This window comes from Delftia sp. WSY_12 (genome assembly GCF_043104645.1).
Taxonomy (GTDB): domain Bacteria; phylum Pseudomonadota; class Gammaproteobacteria; order Burkholderiales; family Burkholderiaceae_C; genus Comamonas; species Comamonas tsuruhatensis.
Genome location: NZ_JBICKW010000003.1, coordinates 237,123 through 251,378, shown reverse-complemented (window position 1 = coordinate 251,378; position 14,256 = coordinate 237,123). Strand labels below are relative to the sequence as shown.

The window sequence follows — 14,256 nt, the reverse complement described above, 5'->3', positions numbered from 1 at the left end:
ATTGCATCCGCCGACCCGAGATGAGGGCTGATTTTTTCCCTGTTGTGAACCCATAGGACATAGGACACTGTCTGCATGAGCAAGCAAACCCATTCTTTTCAGGCCGAAGTTGCACAGCTGCTGCACCTGGTCACGCATTCGCTGTATTCCAACCCCGAGATCTTCCTGCGCGAGCTGGTCTCCAACGCATCGGACGCCTGCGACAAGCTGCGCTTCGAGGCGCTGAACAATGCCACGCTGTATGAAGACCAGCCCAACCTGGAAGTGCGCGTGTCCTTCGACGCCGCCGCCAAGACGCTGACCATTGCCGACACCGGCATCGGCATGAGCGAGCAGGAAGCCATCGACAACCTGGGCACCATCGCCAAGAGCGGCACCAAGGCCTTCATGGAAAAGCTGTCGGGCGACCAGAAGTCGGACTCGCAGCTCATCGGCCAGTTCGGCGTGGGCTTTTACTCGGGCTACATCGTGGCCGACAAGATCACCGTGGAAACACGCCGCGCGGGCCTGCCGGCCTCCGAAGGCGTGCGCTGGACCAGCGGCGGCACGGGCGAGTTCGAGGTCGAGCAGATCGAGCGCCCCCAGCGCGGCACCAGCATCACGCTGCACCTGCGCCCCGAGGCCGAGGAGTTCCTCAATGCCTGGAAGATCAAGCAGGTCATCGGCAAGTACTCCGACCACATCAGCCTGCCCATCCTCATGGAAAAGGAGGAATGGAAGGACGGCGAGAACGACCAGCCCGGCGCCATGGTCAAGACCGGCGAGTGGGAGACCATCAACAAGGCCAGCGCGCTGTGGACGCGTCCCAAGAAGGACATCACGGCCGAGCAGTACCAGGACTTCTACAAGGCCATCAGCCACGACTTCGAGAACCCGCTGACCTGGAGCCACAACCGCGTGGAGGGCAACACCGAGTACACGCAGCTGCTGTTCATTCCGGCCAAGGCACCGTTCGATCTCTACAACCGCGACAAGAAGGCCGGCGTCAAGCTCTACGTCAAGCGCGTCTTCATCATGGATGACGCCGAGGCGCTGATGCCCGGCTACCTGCGCTTCGTCAAGGGCGTGATCGACTCGGCCGACCTGCCGCTGAACGTCAGCCGCGAGCTGCTGCAGGAAAGCCGCGACGTGCGCCTGATCCGCGACGGCTCCACCAAGCGCGTGCTGTCCATGCTGGAAGACCTGGCCAAGCACGATCGCCACGAGGCCGGCGAAGGCACGGACGGCGTCACCGACGTGGTCAGCGAAGAGGACAAGGCCAAGGAAGGCAAGTACAGCCAGTTCTACGCCGAGTTCGGCGCCGTGCTCAAGGAAGGCCTGGGCGAGGACTTCGCCAACAAGGAACGCATCGCCAAGCTGCTGCGCTTTGCCTCCACCAGCCAGGAAGACGCCATGGTCTCGCTGGCCGACTACAAGGCCCGCATGAAGGAAGGCCAGGACGCGATCTACTACATCACGGCCGACTCCCTGACGGCAGCGCGCAACAGCCCGCAGCTCGAAGTCTTCCGCAAGAAGGGCATCGAAGTGCTGCTGATGGCCGACCGCGTGGACGAATGGGCCATGGGCTACCTGACCCACTTCGACGGCACGCCGCTGCAGTCCGTGGCCAAGGGCGCCGTGGACCTGGGCAAGCTGCAGGACGAAGAGGAAAAGAAGGCCGCCGAGGAAGCGGCCGAAGCCTTCAAGCCCCTGCTGGCCAAGCTCAAGGAGGCGCTCAAGGACAAGGCCGAGGACGTGCGCGTGTCCACGCGCCTGGTCGACTCGCCGGCCTGCCTGGTGGTGCAGGACGGCGGCATGAGCCTGCAGCTGGCGCGCCTGCTCAAGCAGGCCGGCCAGCAGGCGCCGGACGCCCGCCCCGTGCTGGAGGTCAACCCCGAGCATCCGCTGGTCAAGAAGCTGGACGGATCGGTGCATTTCCATGACCTGGCCAACATCCTGTTCGACCAGGCCGTGCTGGCCGAAGGCGGCATGCCCGAGGACCCGGCCGCCTACGTCAAGCGCGTGAACGCTCTTCTCGCGTGAGTTCCTCACAAGGATCGCCCAGGCGCATTCCATAGGCCTCAGTGCCTGCTCACTGTCGTGCCAGCGCACGGCAGACAAGCCTTCCAAGCCGGTGCCAGCCAAGCTGCCACCGGCTTTTTCACGTCTGCAATCCGTGAGGAAAACCGGTAGTCGTCGGTGGACTCACGGAAAACTCACAAATTCTTCTAAATACTCACTTTTGTCAAAAATTCCAGATCATATTTACTTTTGGTAATAAAGAACCATCATGCCTCCCTTTGGTGCGTCCGGTTGTCGGCTTTTTGACAGAGCTGTTCCAGCCGGGCACCCCGTGCGTCCGTGCCTGCGGCATTCGGCGCTGTCAACGAAGCAAAAGAGAGGTTTGTATGGCTTTCACGAGAAAGGGCTGGCTGGCGCGTGCGCTGCTGTCCGGCGGCTTGCTGGCAACAGCGGCTGCCGTGGCGGCGCCGGCCGACACCGACATCCTGGTCAACCAGGACGGTCTCTATGACGGACAGGACGCATCGGCAGGGCCTGCCGGCGGCACCTTCACCTATGTGGCCAAGGTCAGGCACAACAACATCGGTCCCGACGCCGTAGGCGTCACCCTGACCGAGGTGCTGCCCGTGGGCGCCGTGTTCCAGGGCTACAGCAGCAGCCCGGGCGGCATCACCTGCACGGCACCCGCGGCCGGCACGGTGCTCACCGCAGGCAACAACACGCTGGTCTGCAACATCGGCAATCTGGCGCCCGCCGATGGCTTCAAGTCCGTGGGCTTCGAGGTCATCCTGCCGACCGTCGGCACCAACTGGCGCGCCGTGGCCAGCGCGCGCATGGCATCGCCCGACTACGACAACGACCAGAACAACACGCAGCTGGACCGCAACTTCACCACCACCGAGGCCGCCGATCTGGCCATCGCGATGGCGGCTCCCGCCAGCGTCGCCAACGGCGGCGCCTTCCAGTACGTCATCGACGTGCAGAACAAGGGCCCGTCCGATGTCCCCGCCGGTGGCCGTACCGTGGTGCGTTTCCCCGTGCCCAACGGCGCCGTGGTCACGGGCGTGCCCTCAGGCAGCGGCTGGAGCTGCACGCCGGCCTCGGGCTATCCGCTGATTTCGGGCGAGCTCAACTGCACGCGCGGCGGCCCGGTGCTGCCGGGCGCCGTGCTGCCAGCCATCACCGTGCCGGCCATCGCCAACATGAGCGGCACCATTGCCGGCGCTGCCAGCGTCAAGGGCTACAAGGACGCCAGCACGGAGATGCCCGACGGCCAGTCCGGCAACAACACCGCCAGCGCCGCCGTGGTCTCCAGCGGCAGCGAGTTCGTGGATGTCTCGCTGCGCAAGCAGGTGGCGCCCACGGTGCTGGATGCGCTGCAGGCGACCGAGGTGACCTACACGCTGCAGCCGCGCCGCGAAGGCGGCTCCCTCGTGCCGCGCGATCTCACCGTCACCGACACCCTGCCGGCCGGCGTGACCTTCACGGGCTTCGACGGCAGCACGGCGCCCTGGCTCTGCGGCCACAACAGCGGCACCATCACCTGCACCCACGCGGGCGAGTACCCGGTGGCCGGCTACGCCAACATGCAGGCCATCCGCTTCAAGGCCAGCGTGGCTGCGGGCGGGACACCCGGCACGCAGCTGGTCAACCAGGGCGTGATCGGTGTGGCACCCGGCCTCAACGAGCCCAATACGACCAACAACACGGCCAGCGCGGCCGTGGACTTCAGCAACGATGCGCGGCTGAGGCTGGCCAAGGCCGGCCCTGGCCGCCCGGTGCTGGCAGGCCAGGAGTTCGAGTACACGATCACGGTGACCAACACCGGCCCCATGCCCGTGCTGCCGAATCAGCAGATCACCGTGACCGACAACCCCGCAGACGGCCGCATGGCCATCGTCAGCATGTCCGGTGCGGGCACCGGCGCGGGGGAATGGACCTGCACCACCCCGAGCTGCACCTCGACCGCGGGCCTGGCCGTGGGCGCCAGCCGCCAGATCAAGGTCAGGGCCAAGGTCACGCTGGCTTCGGGCCATCTGGACTTCACCAATAACGCCTCCGCTGGCGTGATCGGCCGGGACAATGCATCGGCCACCACCTCCGCGACCGTCACCGTGTCTGCCGACAAGGTGGATGTGGGCATCGTCAAGAGCGTGGTCAGCCCCGTGCCGCCGGCTGCCATCAAGAGCGGTGAGGAGGTCACCTACCAGCTGGTGGTGAAGAACCACTCGGCCAGCACGACGGTGACGAATGTCCGCGTGCGCGACGCGCTGCAGTCCCTGGTCAAGCAGACCGACGGCGTGCGCATCGTGGGTGGCAACCCGGTGGACGAGGCCGGCAATCCCGTGCCGTACACCTACCCGGGCGGCGGCTTTGTCTCCAGCCGCATCGTCTCCGGGGCCAACGCCAGCTGCGGCACGCCCACGGGCGGCGTCAACAGCGAGACGCGCGATCTGACCTGCGACATCACCTCCATGGCCCCGGAGGCCGAGGTGGTGATCGAGGTCAAGATCCGCCCCAAGCGCGCCACCACCGGCACCTATGCCAACGCGGCCTCGGCCCAGTCCCTGGACATCCATGACGCCGATCCCGGCAACGACTCCTCGACGGCCAGCATCACCGTGCAGGCCATCGCGGAAATCGCAGCGCAAAAGCAGGTCTCGCCCAAGGTGGCGGCTGCGGGCGAGCCGCTGACCTATACGGTCACGGTGCCCAACTACGGCCCCTCGTCGGCCGCCAATGTCACGCTCAAGGACGTGCTGCCTGCAGACGCCATCTTCATCGGCACGCCCACGGTCACCGGCGGCGGCACCTGCACTCCGGCTGCCACCGATGGCGTGCAGGGCGGAACGCTGGAGTGCGCCTGGGCCAATCCGCTGCCCACAGGCGCGCAGTACACCGTGAGCTACAAGGTGCGCTCGCGCGGCGATCTGGCGGCTGACACGGAGATCCTCAACACGGTCGCCGTCGACACCACCACCGAGGAACTGACCAAGGCCAACAACCAGGCCGAGGCCAAGGCCCGGCTCAAGCGTGCCGAGCTGGATGTGAACATCAGCATGCGCCACACGGCGGACGGCCTGGTGCTGGGTGAGGACACCGAATACACCATCACGGTGACCAACTCCGGCCCCTCCTACGCCACCCAGGTGGTCGTGACCGACAAGTTCCCCGCATCGGGCTCCACGGCCACCTTCAGCTACCAGAACGGCCTGGCGCTGGCCGGCATTCCCGGCGCCTCCGCATCCTGGTGCGGCGTGCAGCCTGCGCTGAACGCGACCAGCGGGCCTCTGCAGTGCACCATCCCGGCGCTGGCGCCGGGCCAGAGCATGACCATCAAGTTCAAGATGCGCGCACAGATCCTGCCCGACAAGGCATCGGGCGGCACCATCTACCACGAGGCCTCGGTCAAGCCCTTCGAGACGGAATGGCTGAGCAATGGCGGCGATGTGATCGTCAACAACACCACCACCGACCGGACCTCCACCAGCCGCCAGGGCAATGCCGTGGACCTGGGGATCGGCAAGCAGGGCCCCGCCGGCCCGCTGGACGATGGCGACACGGCCAGCTACACGCTGACCGTCACCAACTACGGCCGCGATCCGCAGTCGCCCGCGGGCGGCTCGGTGACCGACGTGCTGCCCGCCGGGCTGGAGTTCGTCTCGGCCTCGGCAGGCTGCAGCTATGCCAGCGGCACGCGCACCGTGACCTGCAGCGTGCCGCAGCTGGCCCAGGGCGGCACGGCCGTCTTCACGCTGGAGACCAAGCTGGACAAGCCCTACAAGGGCGCCCGCCCGCTGGTCAACTCGGCAACGGTCTCGGTGCCCGGTGACGGCAATCCCGACAACGACAAGAGCACGACCACCACGCCGCTCAAGCCGGGGCCGGGCGGCACGGCCAGCATTCCCACGCTGTCGCAGTGGGGCCTGATGCTGATGTCGTCCCTGCTGGCGCTGATGGCACTGGGGACCATGCGCAGGCGCGAGCGTCGGTGATGCGCCCGTGACGACAAGGGCCGGTGGCGTGATTCACGCACCGGCCTTTGTCGTCTTTGAGCGGTCCGAAGATAATGCGAGCCTATAGAGGGACACTGTTTCGCAACCGCCAGGTCGCAAGCCCGGCAACCAACACTCCAAGACCTGCCATGCTGCGTTTCTTTCTGATCTTTCTGGCCATCCAGCTGACGATGTTCGGGCTGAACCTGCTCAGTTGGGTGCAGCAGCACATCGTGCTGCCCTGGACGGCCTTCCTGGCGCACATCTGCGCCTCGCTGGTGACCTGGTTCGACAGCACGGCCTCGGCCACGGGCAAGGTGCTGTGGAACACGGCCACGGGCTTCGGCGTCTCCATCGAGGCCGGCTGCAACGGCCTGGAGGCCTACATCGTGCTGTTTGCCGCCGTGATGGCCTTCCCCTCGTCATGGCGCCAGAAGCTGGTGGGCCTGCTGGCCGGCTTCGTGGCCGTGCAGGCCATCAATGTGCTGCGCGTCATCAGCCTGTTCTACCTGGGCCAGTGGAGCACCACGGCCTTCAACTTCGCGCATGAGTACCTCTGGCAGGCGCTGATCATGCTGGACGTGCTGGTGTTCTGGCTGCTGTGGGTGCGCTGGAGCGGCCGCAAGGCGCCGGCGCACGATGACGGCGGCCAGCCGCCGCTGCCGCCCGCCGCTGCAGCTTCCGCCGCCGTGGTCGCCTGAGGAGCAGGCCATGATCGGACGCAATCCCATCTCGCGCTTCGCGGGCCTGGCCATGGGCGGCATCGTGGTGCTGACCCTGGCCTGGACGCTGGCGGCCGGCTGGCTGGCCGTGCCGGTGTCCGGCATGAGCAAGTGGGTGCTGGAGAACGCCGCCAACGGCTGGGTGCAGCGCGTGGACCTGGAGACGCCCCGCAACCTGGTCGTCAATTCCTCGGTCCAGGTATCGAACGAGCAGACCGGCTGGCGCCGCGCCGAGGCCATCGTCGAGGTCGATCCCGCCCGCTACGGCTACGGCCTGCCGGTGCTGGTGGCCATGCTGCTGGCGGCCTGGGGGCCGGGCCGGTGGTGGCGCATCCTGGTGGGCTATGTGGCGCTGCTGCCCTTGCAGACCTTCAGCGTGGTCTCGCAGGTGCTGATGCAGCTGTGCCTTGCGGCGCGGCTCGACCTCAACGTGCTGGGCATACAGACATGGCAGCTGGAGGCCATCGTCTACGCCTACCAGATGGGCGGGCTGATGGTGCCCACGCTGTGCCCGGTGCTGCTGTGGCTGGCGCTGGACATGGGCTTTGTGCGCCGCGTGCTGCTGCCGGCCTGGAACCGCAGCCGGGCGCCTGCCGCCGCGCCCCAGCCCATGGTGGCGCCCAAGCCCTCGGCCTGGCGCCAGACCGATGGCGCCGCCACCTCCACCGGCCACCCGCTGGTGTCTTCCAGCAGCGCGGCCACCCTGCCCAAGGCCAAGGCCACCAGCGGCACGCCGCAGCGCTGAAGGCCGTGCGCGGCCGTCTTCAGGCCTGAGCGGGCATGGGCGGCAGCAGGCCGCGCTCGGTGATGAAGTCGATCACCTCGCGCAGGCCCTTGCCGCTTTTCACGCTGCCCATCACATAGGGCTTGTGGGCGCGCATGCGCTGCGTGTCGGCTTCCATGATGGACAGGTTGGCGCCCACGTAGGGCGCCAGGTCGGTCTTGTTGACCACCAGCAGATCGCTCTTGGTGATGCCGGGGCCGCCCTTGCGCGGAATTTTCTCGCCGCCGGCCACGTCGATCACGTAGATGGTCAGGTCCGACAGCTCGGGGCTGAAGGTGGCGGCCAGGTTGTCGCCGCCGCTTTCGATGAAGACGATGTCCGCCTCGGGGAACTGGCGCAGCATGCGGTCCACGGCCTCGAGGTTGATGGAGGCGTCCTCGCGGATGGCCGTGTGCGGGCAGCCGCCGGTCTCCACGCCCATGATGCGTTCCGGCGGCAGGGCCTCGGCCACCGTCAGCAGGCGCTGGTCTTCCTTGGTGTAGATGTCGTTGGTGATGACCACCAGGTCGTAGTGGGCGCGCATGGCCTTGCACAGCATCTCCAGCAGCGTGGTCTTGCCGGAGCCGACAGGGCCGCCGATGCCGACGCGCAGCGGGGGGAGTTTCTTGGTGCGGGTGTTCATGGTGGACTTGGGGTGAGTGATCAGGACCGGAAGAGCCGGGAGTACTGGTGTTCGTGCCGTGCCTGCAGCACGCTCCATTGGGGCAGCATGGTGTCCAGCCGGGGCGGCGTATCGCTGGCGCGGCGGCGTGCCTCGCCCACGGCCTGCTCCAGCAGCGGATGCAGGGCCAGCAGCAGGCTCTGGCCCGCCACCTGGCCCAGCGGCACGGCCTTGATGGCGGCGGCCACCTGGTTCTCCAGCCAGGCAAAGCCATAGGCCAGCAGGGCATGGTCCTCGTCGGCATCCACGGCGGCGCAGGCACAGGCAAAGGCCGTGGGATAGGCCAGGCCCGGCCCCTCCACAAGGGCGCCCAGTTGTGCGATGCGGGGCGCAAAGGCCTCGCCGCCCCAGGGCACGGAGCGCAGCAGGCTGTGCAGCGACCAGCCCATCTGCAGCGTCTCGGCACGGGCCTCGCGGCTGTCGCGGCTGGCAATGAACCACTGGTTCCATTCGCGCACCACCCCCTCGTCGCCTGCGCTCCAGGCCCGGCGCAGCAGCAGCCACAGCGGCGCCTCGCAGCGTGCAAAGCCGTGGGCCAGCGCATCGGCAATCCAGGTGCGCGCCGTGCCAGCGTCCGTGACCAGGCCGTGCTCGATGGCGGCCTCCAGCCCCTGCGAATAGCTGAAGCCGCCCACGGGCAGCTGGGGCGATGCCAGGTGCAGCAGGGCGCACAGCCCCTGTATCGACAGGTCAGCCATGCGGATGGTTGTGCCCGTGTCCGCAGCAGCCTTTGTGGTCATGGTCATGGCTGTGATCGTGGCCATGTTCATGCCCGTGGGAATGATCGTGGGAATGGCCGTGTGAATGGCCGTGTGAATGGCCGTGTGAATGGCCATGTTCGTGCCCATGGTCATGCAGCGCATACACGCTCTGCGCCAGCGCCTGGTCCTCGGCAAAGCTGGCGTCATGGCCGTGGCGGTGGCCGCCGCCATAGGCACCGGCCTCGGGCTCGAAGGGCGCATCCACCAGGGCCACCTGCGCGCCCAGGCGCAGCAGCATGTCGTGCAGCACGGGGTCGTTTTCCAGGTGCAGGTGGGTGGGCGTGACCTCCACCGGGATATGCCGGTTGCCCAGGTGGTAGGCCGCACGCAGCAGGCCCAGCGGCGTGGCCGCCGTCACGCGCAACACCGCCTGGGGCGCCGCGCGCACGGCGACCAGGCAGCCATCCTCGGCCACCAGCACATCGCCGCCGCGCAGCACGCTGCCGCGCGCCAGCACCACGGCCAGCTCGCGCCCCGTGGAGTCGATGGCCGCAAAGCGGCTCTTCTGGCGCATGTCCCAGTCCAGTTCCAGCGTGGCGGCGCGCCTGACCAGCACGGCGGCAAGGCCGCCGCCCTGGGGCATGTGTTTGTTGACGGTGAGCATGAATTGTTTCGTATTAACGTTCGTTATAACATTGCGAAGTCAATGACTTCCCTGGAGATTCCATCATGACCACTCTCAAACTCACCCAGGTCGGCAATTCCGTGGGCTTGATCCTGCCCAAGGAGATTCTGGCGAAGCTGAACCTGGGCAAAGGCGACACGGTGTATCTGACCGAGGTTGCCGACGGTGGCATCAAGCTTTCTCCGTATGACGAGGACTTCGGGCAGCAGATGGATGCAGCGCGCCTGATCATGAAAAAGCGGCGTGGTGTTTTGCGTGAGCTGGCGAAATGACCGGGAACATGCAGGTTTGGGTCTGGCTCAGCGAGGCCGTCATGCTGGCTGTTCACGAAGAGCAACTGACCGAGCATGGTGGCCCGGCGGGCGTGCGTGATGCCGGGTTGCTGGCATCCGCCCTGGCCAGGCCACGCCATCTGGCCGCTTATGGGGCGCCTGATGCGGCCGAGCTGGCAGCCAGCTATGGCTTTGGCATCGCGCGCAACCATCCCTTTGCGGATGGCAATAAACGCACAGCCTTTGTGGCGACCGAGCTGTTTCTCCATCTCAATGGCTGGGAATTGACGGCGGGTGACGAGTCCTGTGTGCTGACCATGGTGGCCTTGGCCGCAGGCGAACTGGACGAGGCCGGGTTCGCCCTCTGGATACGTGAGCACAGTGCGCCCTTGCCCCGCTGACCCCATTGCTCCCCCTTAAAAAAGAAAATACCGCTGCGCCATCGGCAGCTCGGTGGCGGGCTCGCAGGTCAGCAGCTGGCCGTCGGCCACGACCTGGTAGGTCTCGGGATCGACGCTGATGTCGGGCTGCCAGTCGTTGTGCACCATGTCGCGCTTGCTGACGCTGCGGCAGTTTTCCACGGCCACGGTGCGCTTGCGCAGGCCGTAGCGGTCGGCCACGCCGGCCTGCTGGGCGGCCTGCGAGACGAAGGTGAGGCTGGCCGCCGCCACGCCGCTGCCCTGGCCCGCGAACATGGGGCGGTAGTGCACGGGCTGGGGCGTGGGGATGCTGGCGTTGGGGTCGCCCATGGCGGCGCTGGCGATGCTGCCGCCCTTGAGGATGAGGCTGGGCTTGACGCCGAAGAACGCAGGCCGCCACAGCACCAGGTCGGCCAGCTTGCCGACCTCGACCGAGCCCACGACATGGGCGATGCCATGCGTGCGTGCGGGGTTGATGGTGTACTTGGCCACGTAGCGCTTGACGCGGAAGTTGTCGTGGCGCGCGTTGTCGCCCGGCAGGCTGCCGCGCTGGACCTTCATCTTGTGCGCGGTCTGCCAGGTGCGCAGCACGACCTCGCCCACGCGGCCCATGGCCTGGCTGTCGCTGGAGATCATGGAGAAGGCGCCCAGGTCGTGCAGCACGTCCTCGGCGGCGATGGTCTCGCGGCGGATGCGGCTTTCGGCGAAGGCGATGTCCTCGGCAATCGAGGCGTCCAGGTGGTGGCAGACCATGAGCATGTCCAGGTGCTCGTCCAGCGTGTTCACCGTGTAGGGCCGCGTGGGGTTGGTGGACGAGGGCAGCACGTTGGCCTCGCCGCAGACCTTGATGATGTCGGGCGCGTGGCCGCCGCCCGCGCCTTCGGTGTGGTAGGTGTGGATGGTGCGGCCCTTGAAGGCGGCCACCGTGGCCTCGACGAAGCCGCCCTCGTTGAGCGTGTCGGTGTGGATGGCGACCTGGGTGTCGGTCTCGTCGGCCACGCCCAGGCAGCAGTCGATGGCGGCGGGCGTCGATCCCCAGTCCTCGTGCAGCTTCAGGCCGATGGCGCCTGCCGCGATCTGCTCGCGCAGCGGCGCGGCCTGGCTGGCGTTGCCCTTGCCCAGCAGGCCGATGTTCATGGGGTAGCCGTCCACGGCCTGCAGCATGCGCTCCATGTGCCAGGGGCCGGGCGTGACCGTGGTGGCGAAGGTGCCCGTGGCCGGGCCCGTGCCGCCGCCGATCATGGTGGTCACGCCGCTGGTCAGCGCCTCGTCGATCTGCTGCGGGCAGATGAAGTGGATGTGCGTGTCGATGCCGCCGGCCGTGACGATCATGCCCTCGCCCGCAATGATTTCCGTGCCGGGGCCGATGACGATGGTCACGCCCGGCTGCATGTCCGGGTTGCCGGCCTTGCCTATGCCTGCGATCAGCCCGTTCTTGATGGCGATGTCGGCCTTGACGATGCCCCAGTGGTCGATGATCACGGCATTGGTGATGACGGTGTCGGCGCAGTCGGCGGCCATGCGCTGGCTCTGGCCCATGCCGTCGCGGATGACCTTGCCGCCGCCGAACTTGACCTCTTCGCCGTAGATCGTGTGGTCCTTCTCGATCTCGATGACCAGGGCCGTGTCGGCCAGCCGCAGGCGGTCGCCCACGGTGGGGCCGAACATCTCGGCATAGGCCTGACGCGTGATGCTTGCCATGAATGTTCCCTTTCAGAGAGGCCCCATCACCTTGGCGTTGAAGCCGAAGATGATGCGGTCGCCGGAGATTTCCACGAGTTCCACGGTGCGCTCCTGCCCGGGCTCGAAGCGCACGGCCGTGCCGGCCGCGATGTTCAGCCGCCAGCCGCGTGCGGCGGCGCGGTCGAAGTGCAGGGCCTCGTTGACCTCGAAGAAATGAAAGTGCGAGCCCACCTGCACGGGCCGGTCGCCGGTGTTGGTGACCGTGAGGGTCTGCACGGGCCGGCCTGCGTTCAGCAGGATCTCGCCGGGCTCGGCCAGCAGTTCGCCGGGGGTGATGCGCTCGGTCATGTGCGGCTCCCGCGCTCAGCCTGCCAGGGCTGCTGCGCCATAGCCCATGGCGGCCACGCCGGCCAGGCGTGCGGCCCAGGCCGATGCCGTGCCGCCGCGCATGGCCCGGCCAAAGGCCACGCCCAGCGCATGCAGCACCAGCGTGGTGGCGACCATGCCCGCCATGTAGGCCCAGAACACGGCTGCGGGCAGCGCGTGGGGGAAGACCTCGCCATGCGCGTATCCGTGGAACAGCGCGAAGGCGCCGGCCAGCACCATGGCCAGGGCCACGGGCAGGCGGCGCTGGGCCACCAGCAGCAGGCCGAAGGCCAGCAGCGAGGCGGCCACCATGGGCTCGACGGCCGGCAGCTCCAGCGGGGTCTGCGTCAGCGCCAGGCCCAGCGCCATGCATGCGGCAAAGGCCACGGGCGGCAGCCACTGGCGCTGGAGCATCAGCCCGCACCACAGGCCCAGCGCCAGCATGGCCAGCAGATGGTCCAGGCCCGCAATGGGATGGGACAGCCCGGCCATCAGGGCCTGCATGGCGCCGTCGCCGGCATGCAGGTGGGCGCCGGCCCCCGTATGGGCGCTGGCAGCCGTGGCGGCGGCCAGCAGGGCCGGGGCGAGCAGAAGGCGGGGATGGAACATGGCGGATCTCCTCAAACGATCGGGTGATGAACGGTGACCAGCTTGGTGCCGTCCGGGAAAGTGGCTTCGACCTGGATGTCCGGGATCATTTCTGGGATGCCCTCCATCACATCGGCGCGCGTCAGCACCGTGGTGCCCAGGTGCATGAGCTCGGCCACGGTCCTGCCGTCGCGCGCCCACTCCAGCACGGCAGCGCTGATCAGCGCCACGGCCTCGGGGTAGTTGAGCTTCAGGCCGCGCGCCTTGCGCCGCTCGGCCACCAGGGCTGCGGTGAACAGCAGCAGCTTGTCTTTTTCACGCGGGGTGAGTTCCATGGATGAGTCTCCGTTGATCAGGTGGCCCAGAGGCGGGGAGGGCGGGCAGGCATGTCCAGCAGTGCGGGGCGCAGCAGGCGCCAGCCTTCATGCAGCACGGCCCGTGCCGCCTCCATGCGCCGGGCCAGCACGCGCAGCAGCAGCACCGAGGGCGCGCCGCCCTGGCCGGCCAGCAGGCTGGCGCCGGCGCGCACTTCGTCGCTCCAGGGCAGGCTGGCGGCCAGTTGCTCGCTCAATGGCTCCATGGCCGCCAGGGGTTCCGGGGCCACGGCCCAGAGGCTGGCCTGTATGGGCAAGCCTGCCCAGGCAACCGGGCTGGACAGCAGGGCATGGCCGCAGTGCAGCTCGCCCTGTTCCAGCCACAGTGGCAGGCCCGCATGGGTCAGCCGGTTGTGAAGCTGCAGCCGCGCAGGCGGTGCGTCGGCATGGTTCCAGTGCTCGCCTGCGCCATAGCGGCCCAGCACCGTGGCGTCCCAGCCGATGGCGCGCGCACCCGGGGCAAGATCCAGGTCCAGCGCCATGGTGGCGTCGGCACCGGCAAACAGCATGTTTTCCTGCGGCAGCCATTCCAGGATGGCGCCTTCTTCCACGCGCAGCCGCACGCGCTGCGCGGCCGGGCGGCCCTGGGACTTGTACCAGCGCGTGGCGCCTGGCGTGGTCAGCAGGGCGTGGGCGCCGGGCTCCACGGTCACATCGATCTGCAACTGGTCGCCGCCGGCCACGCCGCCGGGCGGGTGCAGCAGCACGGCATGGCAGATGCCGGGGCCTTCGGGGTGCAGCGGTTTTTGCATGCGCAGCGGGCCGCTGTGGCGTGCGTGGGAAAGCACGCTGCCCTGGCCGGCACGGTGCCCGAAGCGCAGCTCCAGCATGGCCTGCCAGCCCGAGGCGGACGTGGGCACGGCGGTGATCGGTAGCGCTGCGGACATGGGCGGGGCGGACGGTACAGGGCGTGTGGGTGGTAACGGCCTTCCGTCATGCATTTAGCGTGCCAATCCGGTGCAGTGGCGGCTGCGCCCTGCTGGTGCGCTGGCGCATCGGATTGGT

General features: G+C 67.8%; 14 protein-coding genes. 6 read left to right on the top strand and 8 right to left on the bottom strand.

What is annotated here, in order from left to right:
* Positions 1-75 precede the first annotated feature (75 nt).
* The 4 genes from htpG (at position 76) to ACF8LI_RS01400 (ending at position 7,463) form a co-directional block, all read left to right on the top strand.
* A complete protein-coding gene (gene htpG / locus ACF8LI_RS01415; protein ID WP_392411789.1) occupies positions 76-2,022 on the top strand; it encodes a molecular chaperone HtpG in 1,947 nt (648 codons plus the stop codon).
* A 365-nt stretch (positions 2,023-2,387) separates the two neighbouring features.
* A complete protein-coding gene (locus tag ACF8LI_RS01410; protein WP_392411787.1) occupies positions 2,388-5,996 on the top strand; it encodes an IPTL-CTERM sorting domain-containing protein in 3,609 nt (1,202 codons plus the stop codon).
* A gap of 149 nt (positions 5,997-6,145) precedes the next feature.
* Positions 6,146-6,697 carry an exosortase H gene (xrtH, locus tag ACF8LI_RS01405; protein WP_392411785.1) on the top strand — a complete coding sequence of 184 codons (552 nt, stop codon included), beginning with the start codon at positions 6,146-6,148 and terminating at the stop codon, positions 6,695-6,697.
* Positions 6,698-6,707: 10 nt separating this feature from the next.
* The gene (locus ACF8LI_RS01400; RefSeq protein ID WP_016446574.1) at positions 6,708-7,463 is read left to right on the top strand and encodes an exosortase H-associated membrane protein; all 756 of its coding nucleotides are present in this window, start codon (positions 6,708-6,710) and stop codon (positions 7,461-7,463) included.
* A gap of 19 nt (positions 7,464-7,482) precedes the next feature.
* Here the strand turns inward: ACF8LI_RS01400 and ureG are convergent, their stop codons facing one another.
* Genes ureG through ureE form a run of 3 tightly spaced genes read right to left on the bottom strand, consistent with a single transcriptional unit; the run spans position 7,483 to position 9,528 of the window.
* Positions 7,483-8,124, bottom strand: a complete 642-nt coding sequence (ureG, locus tag ACF8LI_RS01395) for an urease accessory protein UreG (RefSeq protein ID WP_016446573.1) — start codon at positions 8,122-8,124, stop codon at positions 7,483-7,485.
* A 20-nt stretch (positions 8,125-8,144) separates the two neighbouring features.
* Positions 8,145-8,861 carry an urease accessory protein UreF gene (locus tag ACF8LI_RS01390; protein ID WP_034400098.1) on the bottom strand — a complete coding sequence of 239 codons (717 nt, stop codon included), beginning with the start codon at positions 8,859-8,861 and terminating at the stop codon, positions 8,145-8,147.
* The gene (gene ureE, locus ACF8LI_RS01385) at positions 8,854-9,528 is read right to left on the bottom strand and encodes an urease accessory protein UreE (protein WP_392411781.1); all 675 of its coding nucleotides are present in this window, start codon (positions 9,526-9,528) and stop codon (positions 8,854-8,856) included. The genes ACF8LI_RS01390 and ureE overlap by 8 nt, the downstream gene beginning before the upstream one ends.
* A 65-nt stretch (positions 9,529-9,593) precedes the next feature.
* Between ureE and ACF8LI_RS01380 the strand changes: the two genes are divergently transcribed.
* Entirely contained in the window at positions 9,594-9,821 is a 228-nt protein-coding gene (locus ACF8LI_RS01380) for an AbrB/MazE/SpoVT family DNA-binding domain-containing protein (protein ID WP_016446570.1), read from the top strand.
* Complete coding sequence (locus ACF8LI_RS01375) at positions 9,818-10,222, top strand: type II toxin-antitoxin system death-on-curing family toxin (protein ID WP_034366858.1); 405 nt, start codon at positions 9,818-9,820, stop codon at positions 10,220-10,222. The genes ACF8LI_RS01380 and ACF8LI_RS01375 overlap by 4 nt, the downstream gene beginning before the upstream one ends.
* A gap of 15 nt (positions 10,223-10,237) precedes the next feature.
* On the opposite strand, the gene ureC is transcribed toward ACF8LI_RS01375, so the two are convergent.
* Genes ureC through ACF8LI_RS01350 form a run of 5 tightly spaced genes read right to left on the bottom strand, consistent with a single transcriptional unit; the run spans position 10,238 to position 14,138 of the window.
* A complete protein-coding gene (ureC, locus tag ACF8LI_RS01370) occupies positions 10,238-11,941 on the bottom strand; it encodes an urease subunit alpha (protein WP_012203113.1) in 1,704 nt (567 codons plus the stop codon).
* A gap of 12 nt (positions 11,942-11,953) precedes the next feature.
* On the bottom strand, positions 11,954-12,259 hold the full coding sequence (locus tag ACF8LI_RS01365; RefSeq protein WP_191625523.1) for an urease subunit beta: 306 nt from the start codon (positions 12,257-12,259) through the stop codon (positions 11,954-11,956).
* 27 nt (positions 12,260-12,286) lie between these two features.
* The gene (locus tag ACF8LI_RS01360; RefSeq protein WP_154835877.1) at positions 12,287-12,898 is read right to left on the bottom strand and encodes a HupE/UreJ family protein; all 612 of its coding nucleotides are present in this window, start codon (positions 12,896-12,898) and stop codon (positions 12,287-12,289) included.
* Positions 12,899-12,909: 11 nt separating this feature from the next.
* Positions 12,910-13,212 carry an urease subunit gamma gene (locus ACF8LI_RS01355; protein WP_012203116.1) on the bottom strand — a complete coding sequence of 101 codons (303 nt, stop codon included), beginning with the start codon at positions 13,210-13,212 and terminating at the stop codon, positions 12,910-12,912.
* 17 nt (positions 13,213-13,229) lie between these two features.
* Positions 13,230-14,138, bottom strand: a complete 909-nt coding sequence (locus tag ACF8LI_RS01350; protein WP_392411778.1) for an urease accessory protein UreD — start codon at positions 14,136-14,138, stop codon at positions 13,230-13,232.
* Positions 14,139-14,256: the final 118 nt, after the last annotated feature.